Source organism: Actinoallomurus sp. CA-150999 (genome assembly GCF_050942425.1).
In the GTDB taxonomy this organism is placed as follows: Bacteria; Actinomycetota; Actinomycetes; order Streptosporangiales; family Streptosporangiaceae; genus Actinoallomurus.
The window spans coordinates 3,794,065-3,821,021 of sequence record NZ_CP192063.1 but is presented as its reverse complement, the minus strand read 5'-3'; the positions used below and the strand labels follow the sequence as shown (position 1 = coordinate 3,821,021).

The following is a 26,957-nucleotide window of genomic DNA, read 5'->3' as shown; positions in this document are numbered from 1 at the left end:
AGACGCACGAGGCCCAGGCGCAGCGCCGTGCGCTCAGCCGCCGGAGGCGCGGAGCAGGCGGACCGGGCCGAACAGCCCCGACGCCCGTTGACCGGGGAACACGAAGTGCGTCGGGCTCACCGCGTCGAGATAGGGCGCCAGCGTGCCGAAGACGAGGACCTCGAGGTCGTTCGCGCCCTCCCGTACCGCGTCGGTCAGGTCGAAGCGGTACGGCGAGCAGACCCGTACGCCCGTGCTCCGCCCGTTCACGAAGACCTCGGCGGTCCCGCGCACCCGCCCCAGGTCGAGGACCATACGGCCGCCGACCGTGAGGTCGACGCGCGTACGGTAGCGGACTCCCCCGCTGTACTCCGCCAGGCCGACGGACTCCCAGTCGCCCTGCTCGATCCGCCCGCTGCCGACCTCGAACCGGATCGGCGCGGCGAACGCGGCACCGCCCTCGAAGCCTGGCCGCGTCCGGATCCGCACCGCCCCGGCGCGTACGCCTCCCCCGGGCGGCAGCTCCACGGAGATCCGTGCGGGCCGCTCCCCGTCCTCTGCCTGGCTCCCGCTGGCGAGAGGCACACGGGCACCGTCGACGAAGACCTGCGGCTCGCCGTGAATCAGGAGGTCCATGCGGGTTGCGCCGGGCGGGATGCCGAAGCGGAACCATTCGGTCCGCTCGGCGCCGGCGCGCGGGACGGCGAACGCGACCGGCAGGACGCAGCCGTCGGCGGGCGCGTCCTCGAGCCAGGCCGCTCCGGGCAGCGGATGCGGCCGGCGTCGCAGGTGCAGCGCCGCAGGATCACCGTACGGGCGACGACACACGGTCACCGGAACCGGCTCGCCGTCCCTGGTCGCCCGCCACCCCGACGCCGCCGTCACGGTGACGTCGCCGTCGGCGAGAACGGCCGCAGGGGCATCGCGCTCGGTGAGTTCGAGGGTGAGATCGTTCGCGCCGGCGCGCAGTACCTCGGCGATGTCGTACCGCCGTACGCGCGGGGCGTCGTGCTCGGCGTAAGGGTCGAACCCGCCCTGCCGCCCGGCCTCCACCCCGTTGACGAGCACCCGGCAGGGTTCGATCGCGGCGACCTGGAGGACGGCCCGCTCGGGGACGGCGTCCAGGTGGACGGTCGTGGTGAGGGCGACACGGGCACCAGGCCGCGCGGGCCCTGCGGCGGCGATCCATTCGGGCCGCCGATACCGGTCCGGGTCCCGGACGAACGCGACGTGCGCTCGCAGCCGTACGTCCTCGTCGGGCGTCAGGCACAGGTCGAGGACGTGCGTCCCCGCCTCCAGCCGGACCGGCGCCATCGCGAGGTGGCCGCCGTCGTCCAGGGGTACCCGCGTGCCGTCGAGCCAGGCGGTCTTGGCCGCGGCCGCTCCGACGGCGAGTGTCGCCGCGACCGTCTCCGGGACCGTCAGCTCGGTACGGACATGCACGGCCTGGCCCGCCGGTACGTCGCCGAGGTCCATGAACTCCTCCGGCACATGTCCCTTGGGACCAAGCGTCTCGCGGTGGATCGGGTCCTTGTGGATGCCCCGCGACGAGGAGTACGTCACCGCCCTCCAGTCCGCGCCGTCCTCTGGCCAGGCGCCGGGAAGCTCGCCGGGATGCTCGGGACCGGTGGCGAGCGTGTGCGGCCCGAACGTCGCGTACGCGGCCTCCCATGCCGCGTCGTCGTGCCCGGGTGCCGCCCAGCCGTCGCTCAGACCGTCGTCGCCGTCGGTCTCGACCCGGTGCCGGAACTCCCACCGCTCCACCGGCGACCCTGACCCGCTGGGACGGGCGAAGTCACCCCAGGTGTCTTCGAGCGTGGGGACGAGCCCCATCTCCCACGTGGACCCCAGCTCGATCGAGGTGCCTTCGGACGTCCAAGCAGGAGAGCCGCCGACATCCGACCCCTCGACGGCGGCATTCGGCTTCTCGACGCCGGCATTCGGTCCCTCGCCGCCGACGTCCGGCTTCTCCTCGCCGGGAGAGCCGTAGGGGTCCGGCTCACCGGCTCCGGGAAGGCCGCTGGCATCCGAAGCGCCGGGGAAGACGAGGAGGGCGGCCGGGCCGTCGTCGAACGGGACCATGACCTCGGTGACGTCACCGTCCCGCTCGTACGGCAGCGGCCGGGGCGGGCCGCCGAACGGGCTCACGAGCAGCGGACGGCCTGCGGTGCCGCGGACGCGCACGCGCATCTCGGCCGCGTACCGGCCGGGGTCGAAGTCGCAGACGGCGTCGAGCCAGCCCAGTTCGATGCCGCGCTCGTCCGGACGGCCCACGGACACCTCGCTGGCGCGCGGGAAGGCGGCGGTGAGGAACACCAGCGTCGCGCCGCCCACCTCGCGGACGAGGACGGGCACCGGCGCGTCCACGCGCGGCGCTCCGGTCAGCGCGGTGGTCAGCTCGTCCGGCGAGCCGACGAACTCGTACGGTCCGCCGGGCCGACCGGCACCGGGGCCGATGGCGATCACGCGGCCGCCTGCGGCGGCGAACTCCGCCAGGCGCCGTTCGGTGGCGTCCTCCAGCACGGTGCAGCCGGGCAGGATGACCGTGGCGTACGCCTCGCCGGCGACCCGTAGCCGTCCTCCTGCCACCGTGGCCCGCGCGACCGAGTCGTCGTCGATGACGTCGGCGTCCAGGTTCAGGCGGTCGAGCACGCCGGGGACCGTACGGAACCAGGCCATGTCGCCGATGAGCTCGCGGTAGATCCGCTGGGCCCGTTCGGCGTCCTCGTCGACGCCGTCGAGCCGGGTGCCCGCCTGGGCGGTCGCGGTCGGCAGCAGCACCGCGACGTCGCAGACGTGGTGGCCCAGGGACAGCGCGGCGCAGAGCCGGGTGACGGCGTCGGCGAAGACGCCGTGGTGCCGCCAGTACGGCTGGCGCCAGTCCGTCGACGGCGGCGCCCACTCCCACCAGCCGCCCTTGGTCGTGTAGTAGACCGCGTGCGGGTTGTAGAGGGTCGCGCCGGACCGTAGCCACGGCAGCAGCCAGTCGAACGTCTCCTCCAGCGTGCCGCCCCAGCCGCTGGAGTGGAACGCCTCGATCCACGTGCGCGGCCGCCCGTACAGGTGCGCCAGAGAGGAGTGGATCCGCGCGTCGCCGTGGTGGTCCGAGCCTGGGGCGCCGAACCACCGGTGCGTGCGCGCGTAGTCGGCGTACAGCCGGACGCCGTCGACCGGGTGCCCGGCGCGGGCGGGGTCCTGCTGGTCGCAGCCGTGCACCAGGCCGTGCCGGTCGTGCCAGGCGGCGAGCGGGCGGAAGAATGCCTCTTCGGCCAGTTCGGCGCGGGTGCGGTGGTAGTCGCGGCGGACCCGCGGGCCGTCCGGGTCCTCCTCCCCCACCCACAGCAGGCGCAGATGAGGCGTCAGGTCGTAGCCGCGCCGCCGCTCGAACTCCTCGGCGAACACCGGAGACCAGGTCGGCAGGGCGGGCAGCTCGTCTTGGAAGGAGCCGACGAGGACGGTGCCCAGCCAGTGCGGCAGGCGCCGCTCGAACTCCCCGTGTACGCGGTCGATGAGGGTGGCGCACGCGTCCGGGGACAGGTAGTCGAAGCCCCGGGTGACGACCGTGACGTCGCCGTCCCGGCGCTCCAGCCACCGCCCGGCGTACGACGGCGTCTCCTGGACGAGGCGGGCCTGCAGGTCGGCGCCGGAGAAGCCGAGCTGGTCGTAGAACCACAGGTACGCGCCGAGTTCCTTCGCGTCGGCGCAGACGCCGTCGAGCAGTTCCCACCAGGGTTCGGAGAAGAACGCCGGCTCGTCGGCGTCGGAGCCGAACATCGGCCCGGACGGCGCGAGGTTCAAGATGATGAGGTTACGCACGCCGCCGGCGACGAACCGCTCCAGCTGCCACCGCAGCCGGGCCCGGTCGAGCGGCTCGCCGCTCCACCACCAGATCGCGGCGGGCGAGAACCCGGCCGGCGGACGTTCCAGGACCTCCGCCAGCCGGGCCGGCAGCCCGGTCATCCCGTGAGCCGCCCCCATCCCGTGAGCCGCCCCCATCCCGTGCGCTGTGGTCATCCCTTGAGTCCGCTGGCGAACCCGCGGATGACGTAACGCTGCAGCACGAGGAAGACCGCGAGGATCGGCAGCGCCGCCAGGACCAGGCCGGCGAAGACGAGGCCGTAGTCGGAGACGTACTGGCCGACGAAGGCGAACACGCGGACCGGCACGGTCTCGCGGGCCGAGCCGCCGAGGTAGAGCAGCGGCGTGAAGAAGTCGTTCCAGATGAACACCGCGTTGAGGATCAGCACGGTGCCGGTGATCGGCCGCAGCAGCGGGAACACCACGCGCGTGAACGCCTGCAGGTGCGTCGCGCCGTCGATCAGCGCGGCGTTGGCGTAGTCGCGGGGCAGCGCCCGGATGAACCCGGTGTAGAGGAAGATCGTGAAGGGCAGCTGGATGCCGGTGTAGAAGACGATCATCCCCTGGTACGTCCCGAGCAGCCCCAGCTGGTCGACCAGCTTGAACAGCGGGATCATCCCGAGCTGGAACGGCAGCACGATGCCGAGCAGGAACAGCACGTACAGCGTGAACCCCAGCCGCGAGGCGCAGCGGGCCAGGAAGTACGCCGCGAACGAACCGATCGCGATGAGGCAGATCAGGCTCGCGATCGTGATGACGGTGCTGTTCACGAGCGCGGAGCCGAGGCCCGCCGCCGACCAGGCCCGCGAGAAGTTGCCCATCGTGGGCGACGTCGGCGGCGACAGCGGCGCGCTCGCGATCTGCTTGCTGCTCTTCAGCGACAGGGTGACGAGCGCGTACACCGGGAACAGGAACGCGAGGCCGGCCGCGACCATGAGCAGCTCGAGCAGGAACGTACGGAAGCCGTACCGCAGGTGTGTCATGCCTGGACCTCCCTGCCGCGCAGGTACGCGATCTGGATCATCGACACGGCCGCGACGAACAGCGCGAGGACGAGCGCGATCGCGGTGCTGTAACCGAACTTGCCGTAGACGAACGCCTGCTTGTAGAGCACGGTCGACAGCGTCTCGCTGGAGTAGCCGGGGCCGCCGCCCGTCGCGGCGTACACCTGGTCGAACAGCTTGAGGCCGCCGATCGTCGACAGCATCACGTTGATGGTCAGCGCGGGCGCCAGCAGCGGCCAGGTGACGTACCGGAACCGCTGGAAACGCCCGGCGCCGTCGATCATCGCCGCCTCGTGCAGGTCGGCCGGGACGCCCTCCAGCCCGGCCAGGAAGATGACCATGGAGTAGCCGGCGTACTGCCACACGACCATCCCCGCGACCGACCACAGCGCCAGCGACGGGTTGCCCAGCCAGTCCTGCCGCAGCCCGCCGAGCCCGAACGCGCCGAGCAGGCCGTTCAGGCCCGCGTGCGGGTCGGGGTTGTAGACGTACTTCCAGAGGAAGGCGATCATCACCGGGCTGACCACGGCGGGCGCGAAGAAGATCACCCGCAGGGCGGTGCGCGACTTGATCCGGGCGTGCACGCCGAGCGCGAGCAGCAGCCCGATGCCGTTCTGCACGACGACGATCGCGACGGTGAGCAGCAGCGTGTTCTTCAGCGCGCCGACGGCCCGCTCGTCGTGGAAGAGCGTGCTGAAGTTGTCCAGGCCGTTGAACGACTTGTCGCCGATGCCGCTCCAGTTCGTGAAGGCGTACAGCACGCCCGAGATGCTCGGGTAGAGCACCACGAGCGCGTACACGAGCAGCGCCGGGGCCACGAACCACCACGGCGGCGTGAGGAAGCCCCTCCGGCGACCGCGCACGGGAGGAAGCGCGGTCGCCGGACGGGCCCTTCGGGGGGTGGTCACTGTCATGGAGTCAGGACTTCTTCCGGTAGACCTGGTCCATCTTGGCCAGGCCCTTGTCGATCGTCGTCTTGCCGGCCAGCAGTTCCTGGACGACGGCGAAGTGGGTGGGCTGGACCTCGGCGTTCGGCCACGCCTGGTCCATGAACGGTACGGCCTTGTTGCCCTCGATGAGCGGCAGGAAGGGCTCGAGCACCGGGTCGATCTTGGAGGACGCGTCGCGGTGGAGCGGGATGCAGGCGACGGCCTCGGCCCAGCGGTTGATGTTCTCCTGTTTCCCGAGGAACTCGATGAACGCCTTGGCCGCGCCTGCGTTGCGGCTGCGCGCGCTCACGCCGAGGCCGACGACGACGCCCGCCGGGATCCACACGCCGTCCGCGTTGTCCGCGCCCGGGAACGGGAACATCCCGAGGTCGTCGGGGCTCGAGGCGGCCTTGCGGAAGTCCGGCAGCACCGCCGAGACCTGCACGGCCATCGCCGCCTTGCCGGTGGCGACCATCGAGGTCTGCTGTTCGAACGTCGTGCCGTTGGGGTTGTCGTTGAAGAACCCGCGCTTCTGCAGGTCCAGGTACATCGTGAACGCGTCACGCCAGCCCGACTGGGCGAAGCTCGTCGACCCCGCCTGCATCTGGCTGTCGAACTGCGGGTTCTTCGCGTAGACCGTCGATGGGACCAGCGCGTACGTGATGAGCTGGGTGATCCAGGGCGTCTGCGCGCCGAGCGCGATCGGCGTCACGCCGGCCTTCTTGAGCTTCCCGCAGACGTCGAGCAGCTCGGTCCAGGTCTTCGGCGGCTGCACGCCGGCCTTCTGGAAGACCTTCTTGTTGTAGATCGCGCCGATGACGCTGGACCCGGCCGAGTAGATGAACGTCTTGCCCTGCAGCTGGAACGCCGGCTTGAAGTTGGCCGGGATCAGCTGCGTCCACGACTGGGAGCTGAGGTCGGCGAGCAGGCCCGCCTGCGCGATCTGCGCCATCGCCATGGCGCTGCCGTTGCCCGGGTAGACGACGTGCACGTCGGGCGCGTTGCCCGCGCCCAGCTGCGTGCGCAGCGACGTCTCCACCTGGTCGGTCGGCGCGTACGAGGTGCTGAACTTCGCCTGCGTGTAGAGCTTGGTCAGCTCGTCGAGGGCCTTCTGCTGGTCCGCGACGCCGACCAGGCGCAGCGTCTTCCCGCCGCCGGAACCGCCGGCGCCGGAGGATCCGCCGCAGGCCGCCAGCCCGACGGGCAGCGCCGCCACGGCCGCCAGCCCACCGGCCGCGCGCAGGAACCCTCTGCGGTCGATCCGCTCGAATCGCGATGTCATTCCGTCCTCCTTGCCAAGAATCGGTAGTCCCCCGAGCTCACGCGGCATACGAACGACCGCCCTTCCGCGGTCGGCTCGCTGCCGACGATCTCCACCCCGGGGGCATCGCCGACCGGGTCGTCTCCCTCCCGCACGTCCCATGTACGGGGCACGGGCAGGTGCACCGTCGCCGTCGCGCCCGGCGGCACGGTCAGGTCCAGCAGGAACCGGCCGTCCGCGTGCTCCCACCGGACCTGGATCCGGCCCCGCGGCGACTCGTAGGCCGCCTCCGCCCAGCTCGGTTCCGCGCCCGGGACCCCGGGCGGCGTGAACGGGCGGGGCCGGATCACCAGGTCGCCGTAGGCGACCGAGTCCGGTGCCTGGTCGAGCCCTGCCAGGCCGCGGTAAAGCCACTCCCCCACCGAGCCGAGCGCGTAGTGGTTGAAGGAGTTCATCGCCGGGGCCTGGAAACCGTCCTCGTCGGTGTAGCCGTCCCAGCGCTCCCAGATGGTGGTGGCGCCGTGCCGCAGGGGGTACAGCCAGGACGGCTGCTCCGTTCGGCGCAGCAGCGCGTGCACGAGGTCGGGGCGGTCCAGCCCGTCGAGCACCGGCGCGACGAGGCCGACGCCGAGGAATCCCGTGGACAGGCGGGGCCCGCTCTCCTCCACCAGGGCGGCGAGCCGCTTCCCGGCCGGGTCGGCGAGCTCTTCGGGGAGCAGTTCGAAGGCCAGCGCGAGCAGGTACGCCGTCTGCGTGTCGCCCTCGATCCGCCCGTCGGCGGAGACGAACTCCTCGATGAAGGCCCGCCGGACGTCCGCGGCCAGGGCGGCGTACCGGTCCGCGCGCCCGTCGCCGAGGACGCGGGCGGCGCGGGCGGTCAGCTCGATACTGTGCGCGAAGTACGCCGTGGCGACCACCTCACGGGAGGTCGGCCGGCCCAGCGACAGCCAGTCGGCGAAGTGCGGGCCGACCTTGGTCCGCCAGATCAGGTCGGGGTTGTGCCGATGGATCAGGTCGACCCAGGCGGCCATCGCGTCCAGGTTGCGCGCGAGGAACCGCTCGTCGCCGTACACGCGGTACAGGTGCCAGGGGATCAGCACGCCGGCGTCCGCCCAGCCCGGGGCGCCCTCGTCGGCGACGCCCGCCAGCCGCGGCGCGACGTTCGGGAATCCGCCGTCGGGCGACTGCGCGTCCAGCACGTCCTGCGTCCACTTGGCGAAGAACGCCGCGACGTCCGCGTTGAGGCACGCGGTCGGCAGGAACACCTGCGCGTCGGCCATCCACCCCAGGCGCTCGTCCCGCTGCGGGCAGTCGGTCGGCACGCTGACGAAGTTGGAGCGCTGCCCCCACGTGATGTTGTGGTGCAGCCGCCGTACGCCGGGGTCCGAGCAGTCGAACGCGCCCACCCAGGGCGTGTCACTGTGCAGGACGACGCCCGTGACGTCGGCCGCGTCCAGCTCGGGCAGCCCGGTCACCTCGGCGTACCGGAAGCCGTGGTAGGTGAAGCGGGGTTCGAACACGACCGTGTCGTCGCCGCGTCCAATGAGGACGTCCGTCGCCGCGGCCGTGCGCAGGTTGGCGACGTACGGCGCGCCGTCCTCGTCGAGGGCCTCCGCGTGCCGGAGGACGACGCGGCCGCCGGGCGCGAGGCCGCGTACGGTCAGCCGCACCCGGCCCGCGAAGTTCTGCCCGAAGTCGACGAGGTGTGTCTCCGGGCCGACCCTCCGGATCTCCGTGGGGACCAGCTCGCCGAGCGCGCGCACCGGCTCGTCTACGGACGCCACGAGGAGGCTCGTGTCCGTGTCGGCCACCCGGGCGGCCGACCACGCGCCGTCGTCGAAGCCCGGCCCGTCCCAGCCGTCGACGGCCTGCCGCGCGTCGTGGCACTCGCCCATGAGCAGGTCCGCGTAGCGGAGCGCTCCCTGGGCGGCGCGCCAGGTCTCGTCCGTGCCGACGACCTCGGTGGAGCCGTCCGGATAGTCGAGGTGCAGCTGCGCGATCAGCTGTGGGAACGTTCCGTAATGCGCGCCGGCCCGCCGCGGGTCGAACCCGACGTACCCGCTCCACCAGCCGTCGGCGAGCGTGGCCGCCACGGCGTTCGCGCCCTCCCGGACGAACGCGGTGACGTCGTACGCCTGGTACTGGATGCGGTGGCGGTAGTCGGTCCAGCCGGGGGCCAGCTCGGCGTCGCCGGCCCGCTCGCCGTTGACGCGGAGCTCGTACAGCCCTCGCGCGCTGACGTACAGCCGGGCCCGGACCGGGACCGCGGACGCGGTGAACTCGCGCCGCAGGAGCGGGCACGGCGACAGACCGTGGGATTCGAGCGCGCGCTCGCCCTCCTCCGGCGGGTCGACGACGTCCACGGCGGTCCAGTCGCGGGCGATCCAGGACGCCCGCCACTCGCCCTCGCCGAGCCCCGTCTCGAACCACGACTCGGCGCTCTCGGCACCGCCGCTCGCCGCCCACACCGTGACGCGCCAGTGATACCGCGTCCTCGGCCGCAGGGGCGGGCCGGCGTAGACGGCCCCGGTCGCGCCGGCGTCCTCGACCCGCCCGGTGTCCCAGTGGGAGGGCCCGTCCAGGGACTCCGCGACGTCGACCCGGTAGGCGACGGGCGCGTCGCCGCGCGGCGACGCATCGCCCGCGGCGAGCCGCCACGACAGCAGTGGCGTCGGCTCGCCGATCCCCAGTGGAGTCGTCCGGTGGTCGCAGCACAGTGCGTACGGCCGGAGCCCGTGGGATCGTTGGGAGTGGCGTGAGGAACCGCCCTCGGTCACCTGATCCTCCATCGCTAGGGGGACGACAGAGACATAACACTGATCGCCGCACTGTTCGCATGAATCCGCGCCGCAGATCACAGAGCTTGTAACATCCACGTTTCCCGCGTCAAGGGGATGCGACCAATTCGTAACACCGCAGGTGGGACGCTGACGCACGAAGAGCGCAAGGAACGCGCCCGACACCCGGCCAGCGGCCGGACGCCGGGAAATCACACCATGGGATGTTTACTTAACTATCTCTGAACGTGACGGCGGGGTCACACGACCCAGCGGCGGAAGCCGCCTTCGGAGTCGATGACCTGGCCGATGGTCCCGGTTCCCTCGCCGGAGGCCGACCACCGGACGGGGCGGGCCACGTCCTCGGGCCGCCCCGCCGCAGGGGCCCGGCCGACCGGCGCCCGGCAGGCGAAATTCGGTTTCGCCGCGCCCTCCGGCTCTCTACGGTGGCGTCCATGCCGATGTTCATGAACGTGATGCGCCGTGTCCGCCGCCGGGAACTCGCGGCGGGCCTGGGGCTGGCACCCGCTCACTGACGAATGGGCGGCGCGCGTCGTCGCGGACGCCGGCGTGCGCCCCGGAAACCTGGTGCTCGACATCGGCGCCGGCGAGGGCGCGCTGACGGCGCATCTCCTCGAGGCGGGCGCCCGGGTGATCGCGGTCGAGCTGCACCCCGGCCGGGCCCGGCGTCTGCGGGAGCGCTTCGCCGGGGCGCGGGTCACCGTCGTCGAGGCCGACGCCGGGTTGCTGCGCCTGCCGGACCGGCCCTTCCGCGTGGTGGCCAGTCCGCCGTACGGCATCTCCAGCGCACTGCTCCGCACGCTGCTGGCGCCCCGGTCCCGGCTCGTCGCCGCCGACCTGGTGCTCCAGCGCGCCGTCGTCCGGCGCTACGCCGAAGGCCGGTCGGCCGCGCGCGTGCCCGGCCGGTGGACCGTACGGGCCGGGCGCTCGCTGCCCCGCCGCGCCTTCCGGCCACCGCCGAAGGTCGACTCCGCCGTCCTCGTGATACGCCGACGGTGATCGCTCGCCGGCAGGTCACGCCTCCAGCCGAGCGTCCCGGCGAATTCTTCCGCCGGCTCTCCTGACAGGGCCGCCCTGCCGCTGCCCGACCTGCCGGCGGACCGTTCGGCCGTGGTGTGATCAGGTGGGTGCCGATGCGACGAATGTCGTGTACAGTCCTCGCAACCAGGGCGACGCGAGGAGGTGAGCCCGATGACGATGACCAGTTCTTTCCGGGCACTCTTCGCCACCGCGGCTGCCTGATCCGCGCCGAGGAGTGTCCGTCCGTAGACACTCCTCGGTGAAGGAAACATGACAGTAACGCCTTTTCAGATCGCCGTTTCCGACGACGTCCTCGACGACCTGCGCACGCGCCTGGCCCGTACGCGCTTCACGACGGCGTCCGACTCCACCTTCTGGGCGGCCGGCACCGATCCCGGCTACCTCGGCGAACTCGTCGCCTACTGGGCGGACGAGTTCGACTGGCGTGCCGCCGAGGCGGCGCTCAACACCTACCCGCACTTCGTCGCCGAGGTCGCCGGCCGCCGGGTGCACTACGTCCACATCCGGGGCGTCCGCGCCGAAGGGGCGCCCGCGCCGCTGCCGCTGATCCTCACGCACGGCTGGCCGAGCAGCTTCGTGGAGATGCTGCAGGTCGCCCGGCGGCTCGCCGACCCGGCGAGTCACGGCGGCGACCCCGCCGACGCGTTCGACATCGTCATCCCGTCGCTGCCCGGCTTCCTGTTCTCCGAGCTGCCCGCCGGGCCGTGGACGCGCAGGGGCGTCGCGGAGATCTGGCACACGCTGATGACCGAGACCCTCGGCTACGAGAGGTTCGGGGCGTTCGGCGGCGACATCGGGGGCGGGATCACCCAGTGGCTCGGCGCGCTGTACCCCGGTGAGGTCGCGGGCGTCCACGTGACCACGGCGGTCGTCACGACCGACTTCGCCGACCGGCCCCCGACCGCCGAGGAGCAGAAGTTCCTCGACGAGCTGGACGCGTACGACGAGATGGACGGGGGCTACAGCGAGATCATGCTGACCCGGCCGGACACGATCGCCGCCGCCCTGATGGACTCCCCCGCCGGGCTCGCCGCCTGGATCGTCGACAAGTACCGCGACTGGACCGACGGCGGCGGGACCCTGGAGAGCTGGGACAAGGACACGCTGTGCACGATCGCGACCCTGTACTGGGCGACCGGCACGATCGGCTCGTCCTTCCGGCAGTACTACGACTACCCGATGAACCGGCCGGTCCCGAGGATCACCGTCCCCGGGGCGGTCACCCTGAGCAACGAGCCGGCGTTCCGCACCTTCCCCAAGAGCCTCGCCGAGCGAATCTACGCGGACCTGCGCCACTGGCACCGGCCGGAGCACGGCGGGCACTTCATGGCGCATGAGGAGCCCGAGCAGGTGGTCACCGACCTGCGCGCGTTCTTCGGGCCGCTGCGCTGAGGTCCGGGTCCCTCGCGGCGGTGCGCCGCCGCGAGGGACCCGTGCGTGTCACCGGGCCTGCGCGGTCACCAGGACGTCCCCGGCCGCGGTGCGGTAGTACAGCACGGACCGTCCGGCGCGGCGCCGCCGGACCAGCCCGGCGTCGAGCAGCACCTTCAGGTGACGGCCCACGGAGCCGAGGCCCTGGCCGGTCAGGGCCACGAGCTGCGTGGTGCTCTTGGGCGCGTCCAGGAGCATGAGGACCTTCGCCCGCGCGTGCCCGAGCAGCGCGCCGAGCGCGTCCGGCACCGGGGCGGGGTCCGGCGCGGCCAGCACGCCGGAGCACGGGTAGACCACGGCGTACCGGCCGGCCTCCCAGGACACCCACCCGAAACCGGCCGTGACCGGCACGAACAGCAACCGCACGCTGGACAGGTCGCGGGGCGGGTAGTCATAAGGGTTGACCTGCAGCCGTCCCTCCCCGAGCCAGCGCATTCCCGGGCGCATCGCGTCCAGCGCGGCGGCCCACCCGCCATGCGTCAACTGGTCGGTCCGCGCGACGACGTCGGCCTCGATGATGCGCCGGCGGCGGGCCCAGTCCGGCCGGATCATCTCCGTCCAGATCCACTCCAGCAGGTCGGCGAAGCGTTCGGCGAGGTCGGACCGGTGCAGTTCGCGCGGGACCGGGCCGCCCAGCGCGGTCTCCAGGTTCGCGTGGACCCGGTCGGCGGGCGTCTCCCGGATCCGGGCCAGCTCCTGATGGAAGTCGAGGTCCGGCTCACCGGTCGGCGTCGGCGTGGCGAAGTCGGCGATGTAGCGCGGACGCAGCGTCGCCCACAGCAGGAGCGCGGTGATCGGGTCCCCCGCCAGCCGCGCCCGGTAGGCGGGCAGGCGGGCGTCGAGCCACGCCCGGTCGCCGGGGTGCACGGTCCGCTCCTTCGCCAGCGCGCCCAGGCACGCGCTGGTCTCGGCCAGGGCCGAGACCACGAACCGGCTCCCGGCAAGGGTGTCCGTGCTGATCCGCCACCAGCCCATGTTTCGCCTCCTCGCGAAACATTAACGGGCCCGCGAACTCCACCGTGACACTCCCGATCATGCCCCTCACCTATCGCGGACTCTTCCGCACACCGGAGTTCGCGCCGATGTTCGCCGGTACGTCGGCGAGTATCGGCGCGTCCACCCTGAGCTCGCTCGCGCTGGGCACGCTCGTCTACGCGGACACCCGCTCGCCGCTGCTGTCCGCGCTCAGCATGTTCGGCCCGTCGCTCGTCCAGGTGATCGGGGCGGCGACGCTGCTGTCGGCGGCCGACCGGCTGCCGCCGCGCGCGGCCACGGCGGCGCTGGCCCTGCTCTTCGGCCTCGGCACCGCCGTGCTGGCCATCCCCGGGCTCCCGATCTGGCTCCTGTTCACGGTGATCATGACGGTCGGGCTGGCCGGTTCCGTGGGCGGTGGCGTGCGGTACGGGCTGCTCAGCGAGATCCTTCCCGGCGAGGCCTACCTGCTCGGCCGATCGGTGCTCAACATGGCCGTCGGCACCATGCAGATCTTCGGCTTCGCGGCCGGGGGCGCGCTCCTGACGGTCCTGTCCCCGCGCGGCACGTTGCTGGCGGGGGCCGCCCTCTACCTGGCCACGGCGGCCGTCGCGTGGTTCGGCCTGACCCCGCGCCCGCCACGCGCCGCCGGGCGGCCGTCGATCGCGGTGACCTGGCGGACCAACGCACGGCTCTGGTCATCGCCGCCCCGCCGCTACGTCTACCTCGCGCTCTGGCTGCCGAACGGGCTGATCGTCGGCTGTGAGTCCCTGTTCGTCGCGTACGAGCCCCGGCACGCGGGTCTGCTGTTCGCGTTCGCGGCCGGCGGGATGCTGATCGGGGACACGGTGGCCGGCCGGTTCCTCCCCGGGCGATGGAGGCGGCGACTCGACGCCCCGCTGCGCCTGCTGCTCGCGGCACCGTACCTGGTCTTCGCGTCGCACCCGGCGCTGCCGGTCGCCCTGGCAGCCGTCACGCTCGCCTCCATCGGATACTCGGCCACGCTGCTGCTCCAGGAACGCCTGATGGCGCTCACCCCCGAGGACGTGCACGGGCAGGCGCTGGGGCTGCACGCGGCGGGCATGCTCACCATGCAGGGCGTCGGCGCCGCCCTCGCCGGAGCGATCGCCCAGCGCACGTCCCCGGCCCTGGCCATGGCCGCGATGGCGGTGGCCTCGGTCACGGTCACCGTCCTGCTGGCCCCCGGCCTGCGCGGTGATCCTCGGCCCTCCCAGGATGTTTCACCGGCGGATACCGCCGAAGGTAATGCCCGTCCGGAGACCACCGAAATGGGACACCATGAGAATCCGAAGAGTGAGTCAAGTCTAGTGACCGACGAATTGCGGTGATTTGTAACGGGAACACCGTGAGTGCGCCGTAATGCGCGCCGGCCGGGCCGGAAACGCGTCGTTCCCAGAAGTCCGGCCCCGAATCCCTGAGGAGGTCACGTCGATGAAGGTGCCCAAGGGACTTGTCGTGTCAGGCCTGGTCCTCGCAGGTGGCATAGGCCTCGCGGCCACACCGGCGAACGCGGCCACCGGTCAGGGGAAGGTCACCGTCTCCGCGCAAGGCGCGGCACACGTGGCGACCGGCACCGCGATTCGCGACAGCCGTCCCCGCTGCCGCAAATTCGTACGCGGGCACTGGGTGCACACCCGCCGAGGAAGAGTATTCATGCGCGGCTTCTGGCTGCCCCGGGGCTGCGTACACCGCCGCTGACAACCGCCATTAGAGACTGAGGTCAAGGGGGAGCTACGGCTCCCCCTTCAGACGTACGGAACGCGCCCGCGCGTCACCCGGACGCCGGCCCCGCACTGGGCAGGGCATACCGACGAGCGCCGGGGTGTCGAGGACCATCCTGAAGAGCGCCCGTGATCGCCGAGCACCCTTCACCACTGCTCTGAACCGCTTGACCTGTCGTGCCGGCGCCGGGAAAGTGGCCTGATGAGCGGCACAGACGAGGAGCGGCACGGCGTGCCGCTGACCAACCTCGACCAGCCACTGTTCGACGGGGCGGACGCGACGAAGCGGGACCTGGTCGACTACCTGGACGCGGTCGCCGACCCGATCGTCCGGGCGCTGCGGGACCGGCCGCTGTCGGTGATCCGCGTCCTCCGCGGCCAGGCGCCGTTCATGCAGAAGAACCTCCCGAAGTACGCTCCGCCGTGGGTGCCGAGGGTCGGGATGTGGGCGGAGACGTCCCGACGCCAGGTGACGTACGCGCTGTGCGACGACCGCCGCACCCTCCTCTGGTTCGCCAACCAGCGTGCCGTGGAGTACCACCCGACGCTGGTCCGCGCCGACCGCGCGGACCCGGCCACCCACCTCGTCCTGGACATCGATCCGCCGGAGGGCGACGCGTTCGGCCTCGCCGTCCGTACGGCCCATCTGGTCCGCCAGGTCCTCTCCGAGTCTCGGCTGGTCGGCGTCGTCAAGACCAGCGGGGCGAAGGGCGTGCACGTGTTCGTGCCGATCGAGGCACAGGCGACGATCGAGGAGGTGGCCGCGGCGACCCGGGCGATCGCCGCGCGCGCCGAACGCCTGGACCCGGCCCTCGCCACCACGGCCTTCATCCGGGAGGACCGGGGAGGCAAGGTGTTCCTCGATTCGACGCGCGCCGGCGGGGCGACGGTCGTCGCCGCGTACAGCCCGCGTGTACGCCCCGGCGTGCCCGTCTCCTTCCCGGTCTCCTGGGAGGACCTGGACCGGGTCACGCCGGCCGACTTCACCGTCCGCACCGTCCCCGGCCTCCTCGCCGGGAGCGATCCGTGGGCCGACCGGATGCCGGAGCCGCAACGGCTGGACCCCGGCCTGATCGAGGAGGGCCGCACGATCCCCGTCGCCCGCGTGCAGGCGATGCACGAGGGCAAACGACGGGCCCGGGCACGCCGCGAGGCCGAATGACCGTCTCGGCCGGGTCCGGATTCCCGCCTTCAGGAGTGCTGGACCGGCCAGACTGACGGCGTGATCATCTCGGCGACGTCGGGATTCCCGCCTCCGGGGGTGCCGGACCGGCCAGACTGACGGCATGAACCCAGCCGACAACCCGTACGGCGCCCCGGCCGCAGGTGACTCCGGCACGCCCAGTGCGCTCAACCCGTACGGCGCCCCGGCCGCAGGTGACTCCGGCACGCCCGGCGCGCTCGCTCGCGTCCTGGCCGACGTCGCCGCGGAACGCGCCGCGCAGGACACGATGTGGGGCGTCCAGGATCTCCCCGACGGCACCGGGCCCGAGCACGCGGCAGCGGCCGACGCGGCCAAACGCGACTGCAAGGAGGCGTGGGAGGGGGCCAGGCTCACCTGGCGACACATTCTCGCGGAGGAGTTCCACGAGTCGCTGGCCGAGACCGACCCGCAGGCCCTGCGGACCGAGCTCGTCCAGACCGCCGCCGTCGCGGTCAAGTGGGTCCAGGCGCTCGACCGCCGCGAGGGCGACCTGACGCACCGCACCAAGACCGGTCCCGGACGGCTGGAGAAGCTCGTACGCGACCGCGTGCCCGAGCTCATCCGCGCCGCCGGCCGCGTCCCCGAGGTCCGGGTCGCCGGTGACGGCGAGTACCTCGTGCTGCTGCGCGCCAAGCTGTACGAGGAGGTCGGGGAGTTCGCCGAGTCCGGCGCGGTGGAGGAGCTCGCCGACATCCTCGAAGTGGTCTACGCCCTCGCCGCTGCGAACGGCGTCGAGCCCGATGAGCTCGACCGCCTCCGGGCCGCCAAGGCGGCCCGGAACGGATCCTTCGCACAGCGCCGCGTGCTGCGCCGCCCTGAGGACCGGTGAGCGCCGGAGTCCTCCCGGCCCGGTGCTCCTCGTCCCTTCAGGACGCCGTGTTGTCTTCGGTGGCGGGCCTGCGGAACCGGGGCGGCGCGCTGTTCAGCCGCTCGTCGATGAGCCCGGCGAACTGTGGCAGCTCCGCGCGGCGGCGGCGCAGGATCTCGCGGGCGCCGGGCCAGGGGCCGAACGCGAGGCCCTGCACCCCGGCCCGGCATACGCTCGGCTCGGGGTCGTCCAGCGCGCGCTCGAACGCCTCCAGGTAACGGACGTCGTCCGGCAGCAACGCGTATCCGGGCTCGTCCGGATCCTCGGGCGCGGTCGCCGCCGCCGCGATGGCCGCGCCGTACTGGAGAAAGCCCAGAGCGTGCACCGCCCGCATCCGCTCCAGCGTGCCGGACGCGGTGCGGGCCCGTTCGAACAGGTCCGCGGCGGATTCCCAGGCCAGCGCGGCGGCCAGGCGCTCGGCGAACGCCGCCGGCCGTGCCTCCATGTGGCGGAGCCCGGTGCGGTGGTCCTCGACGAGGCTCACCTCACCCTCGGGGGCTCGCCACCTCCACGTACGCGACCGGTCGATGGTGCGCGGCACGTCCGTTTCGAGGACCCAGCCCTCGGCGACGGCGAGCCGGTGGGCGCTCGCGGATGTCGCACCGGCGGGAAGGGTCCCTCCCGTCCAGGCGGCCGGCCGGTCACTCATCCTCGTCATCCTCCTCGAACTCGTCGTCCTCGTCCCAGGCCGCACCCTCTTCGAAGATGTCCGGGTGCGAGTTGCCGGTGCCTTCGTCGAGGATCCGGTGGAGCTGCTCGGCGATCTCCTCCTCGGTCTCGGTGAGCACGAGCTCCTCCAGGAGGGAGTCCAGGTTGTAGGCCAGCGCGAAGTTCATGAGGGCCGCCCGTACGCCCGGCGCGTCGTGCCGGAAGTACGGCCGGAGCCGATCGACGGCGTCGAGGTCACCGTGGGCGAGGGCGACGGCGATCTCCATCTTGCCGAGGATGTGGCCCGGCTCCTCTTCGACGGCCAGTTCCCGTTCCCAGAGGTCCAGGGGACGGAAGTCGAACCCGATCAGCGCGCCGACCACGTCGACCGGCAGGTCCGTGGGGAACGTCGAGCCGAACTCGGCGTTCATCTCCTCGATCACCTGGGGATTCGGGCTGGGCCGGTAGCGCGCCTCGGCGACGAAGAGCCGCCCCTGGTGCGCCTCGATGCTCAGGTACGAACCGGACGCGGCGGTCCGCCAGGTCATCGCCGGGACACCGGGGCTCTGTTTCTTGAAGTCCCGGGCCGCCGCCATCATCTGGATCGGCGGGACGAACTCGTCGGGGTACGGATCGTCGATGATCGCGCTGCCCCACGACGACAGCTCGGTGAAGGTGTTCATCGTGTAGTACCGGTCGAGCTCCAGGCCGTCGATCGGCACGAACTCACCGCTGTAGACGTTGGGTACGCCGATCTGGCCGGCGTACCCCATGAAGCCCCGGGCCGTCTTCGGCAGCGTGACGCGGGTCGGCTTCGGCGACGGGAACAGGCCGCCGAGAGCCCCGCGCATGCCGTCGACGGTGTCGCCGGCCGGGATCCAGAGGAAGGGAGGATACGAGGACGACGGCGCCAGCAGAAGCCGTTCGGGCCGGCGCATGTCGACGTACCAGGCCGCCTCCCCTTCCAGGCCGTTCATACCGGCGTACTGCGGCCCCGACGCGACGCGCACCATATGAGGACGGTGTTCGCGGACGTACTCCGCCGTCGCCTCCGTGTGCATGATGCCGTCGAAGACGCCGTCCTCCTCATCGCTGATGGCGGCGGCATCCAGCCAGGTGACCCCGAGCGCGACCGGCCCCTCGTCGGCGCGCAGCCGCTCGAGCCAGCCCGGAGGGCTCTCGACCAGCCGCGCGGCCGCACCACGGGCCTTCTCGATCTTCGTCACGTACTCACCGCCCGATAAGTCGATCATGGAGTTCGCAAAGAACTACCACGCGGCTCGGACGGTTCTCCGGCGACTCTGGGATACGCGGCCGTCAGTCGTCCTCGCGCCGCTCGTCCGCGGCGAGTTCGTCGACCGCGACGGCGACGGCGAGGACCAGCGGAACGTCGGGGTGGTGAACCTCGACGCCGTACGTGTCGCGGATCCGGAACCACTTGCGGGACGTCTGGGCGACGACGCCCTCGTCGCCCTCGATCTCGTAGTTCTTCTCGATGAGGTCACCGCTCGCCGTCCACTCCTGCCCGTCGGCGAGCTCGATCAGCATCTTGTGCCGGAGCGGGCTGAACAGCTTCCGGTGCACCTTGGCCACCGTCTCGCCGTCGCGTTCGACGACCATCGTGTCGCGGATGGCGACCATCTTCTTGCGGATGACGGCGAGCACCTCCCCTCCGGGCCCCTTGAGCTCGAAGGTCTGACGCAGCCGCAACGCCTTGCCGTCGACGAGGAAGACGCGCTCTCCCGCCTCGTCCTCGACCCAGAAATCCTCACCGATCCCGAACACCCGCTCACGCAGCACAAACCTCACGGCGCCTCCTTGGCCGATCGTCCTCGACGGCAGAGCGTCCCCGCGGCGTGGTCGATCACACCGGCGGCGGCGCCCCTCGTGAAGCCCAACGTCTTAAGGGCGAGTGGTTTCTCCCGTACGGCGGCCGGCCGTCAGAAGGGCGCGGCCGCGACTGGCGCAGGAACCTGGCGCTGCGGCTGACCGACCGGGTCGTCCACGACCGGACCGGCCTGACCCCGCTGAGCGTCTCCGCCGATCGGATCGGCCACGCGGCCCTGCGCTTGGCCGCGCTGCTGGCCCGCCTCGCGCGGGCCGGCCGCCCGGTGGACCGCTCCGGGACCGGCGTCGTCGTCGAGGTCTACCCGGCCGCGTCCCTCCGGCTGTGGGGGCTGCCGCACCGCCGCCCCGAGGACGGACGAGCTCGCGACCGCGAGGTCCGAGGGATGGATCGCGCTCCCGACCGGCCCGCTGGCCGATCTCCGGCCGGGAGCGTGACGATCGCGGAGGGCGAAAATAATCGAACCGCCAGTACCGTCTCTTGGCGGTATTTTTCTGTTTGCACCTGCTGAGTGTGATTTCCCCGCGGAGAGCCGGTTCGCCCTCCGTTGCCGTCCCCCCCGAGAGAGTGTCGTGTGCTGATCCGACTCCTGCGCGTCCATCTGCGCCCCTATCGCCGGCCGTTGGCGCTCGTCGTCGCGCTGCAGTTCGTGCAGACGCTCGCCACGCTCTACCTGCCGACCCTGAACGCCGACATCATCGACAAGGGGGTGGTCAAGGGCGACACCGGCTACATCATGCGGACCGGTGGCGTCATGCTCGCCATCTCCCTCGTGCAGATCGTCTGCTCGGTGGGCGCCGTCTACTTCGGCGCCCGTACCTCGATGGCCGTCGGCCGCGACATCCGGGCCGCCATCTTCACCCGCGTCCAGGCCTTCTCGGCCCGTGAGGTGGGCAGGTTCGGCACGCCGTCGCTGATCACGCGGACCACGAACGACGTGCAGCAGGTCCAGATGCTCGCCCTGATGACCTTCACCATGATGGTGGCGGCTCCGATCATGGGCGTCGGCGGCATCGTGCTGGCGCTGAACCAGAACGTGACGCTGTCCTCACTGCTGCTCATCATCGTCCCCATCCTCGGCGTGGTGATCGGGCTGATCATCACGCGGATGCGGTCCCTGTTCCGGCTGATGCAGGAACGCATCGACACCATCAACCGGATCCTGCGCGAGCAGATCACCGGCGTCCGGGTCATCCGGGCGTTCGTCCGCGACGCCCCCGAGCAGCGGCGGTTCGCCACGTCCAACACCGAGCTGCTCGACGTGTCGCTGGGGACCGGCCGGCTGATGGCCCTGATGTTCCCGCTGGTGATGCTGGTGGTCAACGTCTCCAGCGTCGCCGTCCTGTGGTTCGGCGGTCACCTGATCAGTGACGGGTCGATGAAGGTCGGGGCGCTCACGGCGTTCCTGAGCTACCTCATGCAGATCCTGATGTCGGTCATGATGGCGACCTTCATGTTCATGATGGTGCCGCGCGCGGAGGTGTGCGCCGAGCGCATCCAGGAGGTCCTGGAGACCGAGTCGAGCGTCGTCCCGCCGGCGGACCCGGTGCGGACCCTGAACGTGCACGGCCACCTGGAGCTGCAGGACGTCGAGTTCCGGTTCCCGGGCGCCGAGGAGCCCGTACTGTCCGGCGTCGGCCTGGCCGCGCGGCCCGGTGAGATCACCGCGATCATCGGCTCGACCGGCAGCGGCAAGACCACGCTGCTGAACCTCATCCCGCGGCTCATGGACGCCACCGGCGGCGCCGTGCTCGTCGACGGCGTCGACGTCCGTGACCTGGACCCGGTGACGCTGTCCGACGCGGTCGCGCTGGTCCCGCAGAAGCCGTACCTCTTCACCGGCACGGTCGCCTCCAACCTGCGGTACGGAAAACCGGACGCCACCGACGAAGAGCTCTGGCGCGCCCTCGAGATCGCCCAGGCCAAGGACTTCGTGGAACGCATGGAAGACGGCCTGGACGCCAAGATCGACCAGGGCGGCACGAACGTCTCGGGCGGCCAGCGCCAGCGCCTGGCCATCGCCCGCGCGCTCGTCCGCCGGCCCGAGATCTACCTGTTCGACGACTCGTTCTCCGCCCTGGACTACGCGACCGACGCCGCCCTGCGCGCGGCGCTGGCAAACGAGACCGCCGACGCGACCGTCGTCATCGTGGCGCAGCGGGTCTCCACCATCCGGCACGCCGACCGCATCATCGTCCTCGACGAGGGCCAGGTCGTCGGCACCGGCACCCACCACGAGCTGATGGACACCAACGCCACCTACCGGGAGATCGTGCTCTCCCAGCTCACCGAGCAGGAGGCGGCATGAGTAGCGGGGGAAATGGCATGACTGGGGGACCGAACGGAAGCGGGCCTGCGTCCTCGGGCAATGGCGAGCGGGCGGTGCCCAGCCGGGGGCCGGGGCCGGCCGGCGGGGCGGGCATGGCCCGTGGGCCGGCGGCGTTCATGGCCGGGCGGTCGATGGAGAAGTCCCTGGACTTCGGCGGGTCGAGCCGGCGGCTGCTGCGCATGCTGCGGCCCGAGCGGCCGCTCATCGTCGCCACCCTGCTCCTGGCCACGGCGAGCGTCACGACGACGGTGGTCGGCCCGAAGATCCTCGGCCGCGCCACCGACCTGATCTTCGCCGGCGTCATCGGCCGCCAGCTGCCCGCCGGCCATTCCAAGGCCGAGGTGGTCGCGCATCTGCGGAGCACCGGCCAGGGCACGCTCGCGGACATGCTGAGCTCGATGGACGTCGTGCCCGGGCACGGCATCGACTTCGGCAAGGTCGGCATGGTGCTGCTGGCCGTGCTGGCGCTGTTCGCGGTGGCCGCGGTCTTCGGCCTGATCCAGGGCCGGCTCACGACCACGATCGTGCAACGGTCGATGTTCCGGTTGCGTGAGCAGGCGGAGCTGAAGCTGTCCCGGCTGCCGCTGAGTTACTTCGATCGTCAGCCGCACGGTGAGGTGCTCAGCCGGGTCACCAACGACATCGACAACCTCGCCCAGACGCTGCAGCAGACCCTCAGCCAGATGCTGACCTCCCTGCTCACCATCGTCGGCGTGCTCACGATGATGATCCTCATCTCCCCCCTCCTGGCACTGATCGCGCTGGTCACCGTGCCGGTCGCGATGGTGGTCGCCTCCCGGATCGGCAAGAAGGCGCAGCCTCAGTTCATCAAGCAGTGGGCCACCACGGGCCGGCTGAACGGGCACATCGAGGAGATGTACACGGGCCACTCGCTGGTCAAGGTGTTCGGACGCCAGAAGGAGTCGCTGGAGACCTTCCGGAAGCACAACGACACGCTGTACACGTCGAGTTTCAAGGCGCAGTTCATCTCCGGCCTGATCCAGCCGGCGATGATGTTCATCGGCAACCTCAACTACGTCCTCGTCGCGGTCGTCGGCGGCCTCCGGGTGGCGTCGGGCTCACTGTCGCTGGGAGACGTGCAGGCGTTCGTGCAGTACTCCCGGCAGTTCACCCAGCCCATCACCCAGGTCGCGAGCATGGCGAACCTGCTGCAGTCCGGTGTGGCCTCGGCCGAACGCGTCTTCGCGCTGCTGGACGCCGAGGAGCAGGAGCCCGACCCGGAGACGCCCCTGCGGCCGGAGGAAGTACGCGGCCGGGTGGTGTTCGAGCACGTGTCGTTCCGGTACGCGCCCGACACGCCGCTGATCGAGGACCTGTCCCTGACCGTCGAACCGGGCCAGACGGTCGCCATCGTGGGCCCGACGGGTGCGGGCAAGACCACCCTGGTCAACCTGCTCATGCGGTTCTACGAGGTCACCGGCGGCCGGATCACTCTGGATGGGGTCGACATCGCCGAGATGACCCGCGAGGACCTGCGCGCCAGAACCGGCATGGTCCTCCAGGACGCCTGGCTGTTCGGCGGCACCATCGCCGACAACATCGCCTACGGCGCCGCCGACGCCACACACGACCAGGTCGTGGAGGCGGCACGCGCCACCTACGTCGACCGATTCGTCCGTACGCTGCCCGACGGCTACGAAAGCGTCATCGACGACGAAGGCACCAACGTCAGCGCCGGTGAGAAGCAGCTGATCACCATCGCCCGGGCCTTCCTCGCCCGCCCGACGATCCTCATCCTGGACGAGGCCACCAGCTCCGTCGACACCCGCACCGAGGTGCTCATCCAGCGCGCGATGAACTCGCTGCGCAAGGGACGGACCAGCTTCGTCATCGCCCACCGCCTGTCCACCATCCGCGACGCCGACCTCATCCTCGTCATGGAATCCGGCGCCATCGTCGAACACGGCACCCACGACGAACTCCTCAAGGCCGAAGGGGCCTACGCCCGGCTCTACCAGGCGCAGTTCGCCCAGGCCGTCGCGGAGGTCGACTGACGCCCTCCGGTGGCAGACTTCGCTCGTGGAATCCGACGACGCGATCGAGCGGGCCCTCGCCCCGCTACGCCCGATCACCTACCAGAAGGTCCCGGTCGAGGGACGGTGGCGCAAGCCGCCGTTCCCCGACCACGTCCTCGACGGCAGGACGATGGCCGTGGTCTGCGAGGATCCCGGCATCGCGCTGCTCGGCGTCGACCGGGACGGCGGCGAGGTCCTGATCGTCGACGCGGACGAGGGAGCGCAGCCGGTCAACCGGTCGGCGGCGCGGCTGGTCGCCTGTGCCGAGGTGTTCCGTAAGTCGTGCCGCGAGGCGAAGCGGGCCGAGGACGACGACGAGGAGCTGGAGGCGATCGCCGCCCGTACCCTCGCCGCGTTCGCCGAGATCGACCCGGACGCGGTACGGGACGAGAACCAGGTGTGGTCCGTCGCCGCCGAAGAACTCGGCTACGGCATGTAGCGACGCGGCCCGGGCGGTGATCGGGCAGGATGCGATCATGACCGATTCCGCGAAGGGTCGTCCGCTCCTGCGCAGGCCGGGTGACGGCGAACTCATCGAGGTGGCCGGCGTCGACCACCTGTTCCGGCTCACCGCGACGCATACCGGAGGCCGGTTCGCCTTCGAAGAGTTCACGCTGGACCCCGGCGTGCTGGGCGCACGGCCGCATGTGCACCACGGCCACGACGAGTACTTCTACGTCCTCGACGGCGAACTGACGCTGCATGACGGCGACGGCGAGATCACCGCGGGGCCCGGCCACCTGCTGGCGGCCGTACGCGGGACCCCCCACGGATTCCGTAACGCCGGTGAGGTGCCGGTACGCGGCCTGTGCCTGTACACACCGGCGGGCTATGAGGACTACTTCCGGCAGGTGCACGCGGAGGTGGCGGCCGGCGCGGAGGTCACCGAGGAGCTCCTCGCCGAGTTCCGCGCGCGCTTCCAGACCACGCCCTACCCGCCTCGCTGAGCGCTTCGGCCGACCGGCCCGGCCCCTGTACGGGGCTCGGGCCGGCTGCGTATGACCGCGTCCCGCACCTCACGGTTCGAGCACGATCTTGCCGCGGGTGTGGCGCCGCTCCAGCTCGCGGTAGGCGTCCCGGATCTGGTCGAGGGGGTAGGTGCGGGCGATCGGGATCTCCAGCTGCCCCTTCTCGATCAGCGCGGCCAGCTCGGCGAGCACCTCGGCGTTGGCCGCCTCCGCGTTCCCGTCGGTCTTGACCCCGTACTTCTCGGCGGCCGTCCAGTCGGTGATGGTGTCGATCCGCTCGGGAGCCACCCCCAGGTCGAGCGCGAGCTCGATGTAGCCGGAACCGAAGGTGTCGATGAACGCGTCGACCTTCCCGTCGGGCGCGGCGGCCTTGATCCGGTCGCCGACGCCGTCGCCGTACGAGACCGGGATCGCCCCGTGGTCCGCGAGCCACTGGTGGTTGGCCTCACTCGCCAGGCCGATCACCCGGGCGCCCGCGTTGCCGGCGAGCTGGACGGCGATCGCCCCCACTCCCCCGGCGGCGCCGGAGATCACGACCGTGTCGCCGGGCCCCGCCGCCACGGCGCGCACCGCCGCGTACGCCGTGGTGCCCGCGATGTACAGCGTCCCGGCCTGCTCCCAGGAGACACCCGCCGGCCGGTGAATGAGGTTCGCGGCCTCGACGAGCACGAACTCCGCGTGGCTCGCCCGGTTGTCGGTGAAGCCGATCACCTCGTCACCGGCCGAGAACCCGGTGACGCCCTCGCCGATCTCCTCGACGAACCCGGCCAGGTCGCTACCCTGCCCCGAGGGGAACGTCGCGGGCCACCGCTCGTGCAGCGCCCCCGTGCGGATGTGCACCTCCCCCGGGTTGATCGACGTGGTCTTCACCCGGACGAGGACCTGTCCGGGTCCGGGCACCGGCCGGTCGACCTCGACGACCTGCAGGACCTCAATCCCGCCGTACTGCTCGAACCGCACTGCCTTCGCCATGACGTACTCCCTCAACGGTCTGCGTCCGGCCGATCCGGCCGAACACCGACAACGTTGCCAAGAACCTGCGGCGGGGACGAGCGGACCGTTCTCCCTAGGATCCGTGATCCCTGGCTGAGCGTCCGGACCTGCGGGGAACCTCGGCGATGATGGCGTTATGGAGATGGACCGCCGCGAGCTCGCCGATTTCCTCCGTCGCTCCAGGGAGCGGCTGCGCCCCCAGGAGGTCGGCCTGCCGGCCGGACCCCGCCGCCGCACGCCCGGGCTGCGGCGCGAGGAGCTCTCCCAGCTCGCGGGGATGTCCGCCGACTACTACATGCGACTCGAGCAGGCCAGAAGCCCTCAGCCGTCTCCGCAGATCCTGAGCTCGCTGGCCCACGCGCTGCGCCTGACCGACGACGAGCGCGACCACCTCTACCTGCTGGCGGGGCACCGGCCGCCCGCGGGCCGGCTGGCGGGCGACCACGTGCGGCCGAGCCTGCTGTACCTGCTCGACCAGCTCAAGGAGACCCCGGCGCACATCACCAACGACCTCGGTGACCTGCTCGCCCGCAACACCATGGCCGAGGCGCTCCTCGGCTGCATCTGCTCGGTCCGTGAGCAGGACCGCAACTTCATCTGGCGGTGGTTCACCGATCCGACGATCCGCCGGATCTACTCGGCGGAGGAGCGCGAGCGGCAGGGCCGCGACCACGTCGCCGACCTGCGGGCCTCCGTCGCCCGGCGCGGCAGCGACGCCGCCTCCACCCGCCTGGTCACCCGGCTGCGCGAGGTCAGCACCGAATTCGCCGCCCTGTGGGAACTGCACGAGGTCGCCGTGCGGCGCGCCAGCCGGGTGCGCGTCGACCATCCGGCGATCGGGCCCATCGACCTGGAGTGCGAGACGCTGCTCAGCCCGGCCGAGGACCAGCGCCTGACCATCTTCACACCGCCGCCCGGCACGTCCACCACCGATAATCTGAGCCTGCTGCGCGTCCTGGGCCACGACGACTTCACCCCCGCCGCCCCCGAACGCCGCTGACTCGCATCAGTGCGCGCGCAGATTCGGTGAGCGGGGCAGGGTCCAGAAGC

The 26,957-nt window shown here is 71.6% G+C and carries 22 protein-coding genes; 12 read left to right on the top strand and 10 right to left on the bottom strand.

The annotated features are described in order from the left end of the window. Positions 1–33: 33 nt before the first annotated feature. The 5 genes from ACQP2O_RS17950 to ACQP2O_RS17930 are packed head-to-tail and all read right to left on the bottom strand — an operon-like array spanning position 34 to position 9,808. Positions 34–3,993: a glycosylhydrolase-like jelly roll fold domain-containing protein gene (locus ACQP2O_RS17950; RefSeq protein ID WP_433185999.1), complete on the bottom strand. Its 3,960-nt coding sequence runs from the start codon at positions 3,991–3,993 to the stop codon at positions 34–36. Next, a complete protein-coding gene (locus tag ACQP2O_RS17945) occupies positions 3,990–4,820 on the bottom strand; it encodes a carbohydrate ABC transporter permease (protein ID WP_433185996.1) in 831 nt (276 codons plus the stop codon). Before ACQP2O_RS17945 ends, ACQP2O_RS17950 begins: the two co-directional genes overlap by 4 nt. After that, positions 4,817–5,755, bottom strand: a complete 939-nt coding sequence (locus ACQP2O_RS17940; RefSeq protein ID WP_433185993.1) for a carbohydrate ABC transporter permease — start codon at positions 5,753–5,755, stop codon at positions 4,817–4,819. The genes ACQP2O_RS17945 and ACQP2O_RS17940 overlap by 4 nt, the downstream gene beginning before the upstream one ends. A gap of 4 nt (positions 5,756–5,759) precedes the next feature. Beyond that, positions 5,760–7,052, bottom strand: a complete 1,293-nt coding sequence (locus ACQP2O_RS17935; protein WP_433185990.1) for an ABC transporter substrate-binding protein — start codon at positions 7,050–7,052, stop codon at positions 5,760–5,762. Next, positions 7,049–9,808, bottom strand: a complete 2,760-nt coding sequence (locus tag ACQP2O_RS17930) for a family 78 glycoside hydrolase catalytic domain (protein ID WP_433185987.1) — start codon at positions 9,806–9,808, stop codon at positions 7,049–7,051. The genes ACQP2O_RS17935 and ACQP2O_RS17930 overlap by 4 nt, the downstream gene beginning before the upstream one ends. 483 nt (positions 9,809–10,291) lie before the next feature. Between ACQP2O_RS17930 and ACQP2O_RS17925 the strand changes: the two genes are divergently transcribed. Further along, positions 10,292–10,828, top strand: coding sequence for an rRNA adenine N-6-methyltransferase family protein (locus tag ACQP2O_RS17925; protein WP_433185984.1), 537 nt, complete (start codon positions 10,292–10,294; stop codon positions 10,826–10,828). Positions 10,829–11,119: 291 nt separating this feature from the next. Further along, the gene (locus tag ACQP2O_RS17920) at positions 11,120–12,262 is read left to right on the top strand and encodes an epoxide hydrolase family protein (RefSeq protein ID WP_433185981.1); all 1,143 of its coding nucleotides are present in this window, start codon (positions 11,120–11,122) and stop codon (positions 12,260–12,262) included. A 48-nt stretch (positions 12,263–12,310) separates the two neighbouring features. Here the strand turns inward: ACQP2O_RS17920 and ACQP2O_RS17915 are convergent, their stop codons facing one another. After that, positions 12,311–13,276: an ArsR family transcriptional regulator gene (locus tag ACQP2O_RS17915; RefSeq protein WP_433185978.1), complete on the bottom strand. Its 966-nt coding sequence runs from the start codon at positions 13,274–13,276 to the stop codon at positions 12,311–12,313. 59 nt (positions 13,277–13,335) lie between these two features. Between ACQP2O_RS17915 and ACQP2O_RS17910 the strand changes: the two genes are divergently transcribed. The 4 genes from ACQP2O_RS17910 to ACQP2O_RS17895 all read left to right on the top strand — a co-directional run bounded on the left by ACQP2O_RS17910 (position 13,336) and on the right by ACQP2O_RS17895 (position 17,048). Further along, complete coding sequence (locus tag ACQP2O_RS17910) at positions 13,336–14,622, top strand: MFS transporter (protein WP_433185975.1); 1,287 nt, start codon at positions 13,336–13,338, stop codon at positions 14,620–14,622. A 103-nt stretch (positions 14,623–14,725) separates the two neighbouring features. Beyond that, complete coding sequence (locus ACQP2O_RS17905; RefSeq protein ID WP_433185972.1) at positions 14,726–14,992, top strand: hypothetical protein; 267 nt, start codon at positions 14,726–14,728, stop codon at positions 14,990–14,992. Positions 14,993–15,217: 225 nt separating this feature from the next. Next, on the top strand, positions 15,218–16,177 hold the full coding sequence (locus tag ACQP2O_RS17900) for a DNA polymerase domain-containing protein (protein WP_433185970.1): 960 nt from the start codon (positions 15,218–15,220) through the stop codon (positions 16,175–16,177). 124 nt (positions 16,178–16,301) lie between these two features. Next, positions 16,302–17,048, top strand: a complete 747-nt coding sequence (locus ACQP2O_RS17895) for a hypothetical protein (RefSeq protein WP_433185967.1) — start codon at positions 16,302–16,304, stop codon at positions 17,046–17,048. A gap of 37 nt (positions 17,049–17,085) precedes the next feature. On the opposite strand, the gene ACQP2O_RS17890 is transcribed toward ACQP2O_RS17895, so the two are convergent. The 3 genes from ACQP2O_RS17890 to ACQP2O_RS17880 all read right to left on the bottom strand — a co-directional run bounded on the left by ACQP2O_RS17890 (position 17,086) and on the right by ACQP2O_RS17880 (position 19,544). Then, positions 17,086–17,736, bottom strand: coding sequence for a hypothetical protein (locus ACQP2O_RS17890; protein WP_433185965.1), 651 nt, complete (start codon positions 17,734–17,736; stop codon positions 17,086–17,088). Further along, the gene (locus tag ACQP2O_RS17885) at positions 17,729–18,961 is read right to left on the bottom strand and encodes a hypothetical protein (RefSeq protein WP_433185962.1); all 1,233 of its coding nucleotides are present in this window, start codon (positions 18,959–18,961) and stop codon (positions 17,729–17,731) included. The genes ACQP2O_RS17890 and ACQP2O_RS17885 overlap by 8 nt, the downstream gene beginning before the upstream one ends. 91 nt (positions 18,962–19,052) lie before the next feature. After that, positions 19,053–19,544 (bottom strand): LURP-one-related/scramblase family protein, encoded by a 492-nt coding sequence (locus ACQP2O_RS17880; RefSeq protein ID WP_360891169.1) that lies wholly within the window; start codon positions 19,542–19,544, stop codon positions 19,053–19,055. 47 nt (positions 19,545–19,591) lie between these two features. Here ACQP2O_RS17880 and ACQP2O_RS17875 point away from each other — a divergent pair, with 47 nt between their 5' ends. The 5 genes from ACQP2O_RS17875 (at position 19,592) to ACQP2O_RS17855 (ending at position 24,893) form a co-directional block, all read left to right on the top strand. Continuing rightward, entirely contained in the window at positions 19,592–20,092 is a 501-nt protein-coding gene (locus tag ACQP2O_RS17875) for a DUF429 domain-containing protein (protein WP_433185959.1), read from the top strand. 63 nt (positions 20,093–20,155) lie between these two features. Further along, positions 20,156–21,889: an ABC transporter ATP-binding protein gene (locus tag ACQP2O_RS17870; RefSeq protein WP_433185956.1), complete on the top strand. Its 1,734-nt coding sequence runs from the start codon at positions 20,156–20,158 to the stop codon at positions 21,887–21,889. Positions 21,890–21,906: 17 nt separating this feature from the next. Next, positions 21,907–23,925: an ABC transporter ATP-binding protein gene (locus ACQP2O_RS17865; protein WP_433185953.1), complete on the top strand. Its 2,019-nt coding sequence runs from the start codon at positions 21,907–21,909 to the stop codon at positions 23,923–23,925. A gap of 25 nt (positions 23,926–23,950) precedes the next feature. Then, complete coding sequence (locus ACQP2O_RS17860) at positions 23,951–24,385, top strand: SUKH-4 family immunity protein (protein WP_433185950.1); 435 nt, start codon at positions 23,951–23,953, stop codon at positions 24,383–24,385. Positions 24,386–24,422: 37 nt separating this feature from the next. Next, positions 24,423–24,893: a cupin domain-containing protein gene (locus tag ACQP2O_RS17855; RefSeq protein WP_433185947.1), complete on the top strand. Its 471-nt coding sequence runs from the start codon at positions 24,423–24,425 to the stop codon at positions 24,891–24,893. A gap of 69 nt (positions 24,894–24,962) precedes the next feature. Here the strand turns inward: ACQP2O_RS17855 and ACQP2O_RS17850 are convergent, their stop codons facing one another. After that, positions 24,963–25,886, bottom strand: a complete 924-nt coding sequence (locus ACQP2O_RS17850) for an NADP-dependent oxidoreductase (protein ID WP_433185944.1) — start codon at positions 25,884–25,886, stop codon at positions 24,963–24,965. A gap of 157 nt (positions 25,887–26,043) precedes the next feature. Between ACQP2O_RS17850 and ACQP2O_RS17845 the strand changes: the two genes are divergently transcribed. Further along, positions 26,044–26,907 (top strand): helix-turn-helix transcriptional regulator, encoded by an 864-nt coding sequence (locus ACQP2O_RS17845; RefSeq protein WP_433185941.1) that lies wholly within the window; start codon positions 26,044–26,046, stop codon positions 26,905–26,907. Positions 26,908–26,957: the final 50 nt, after the last annotated feature.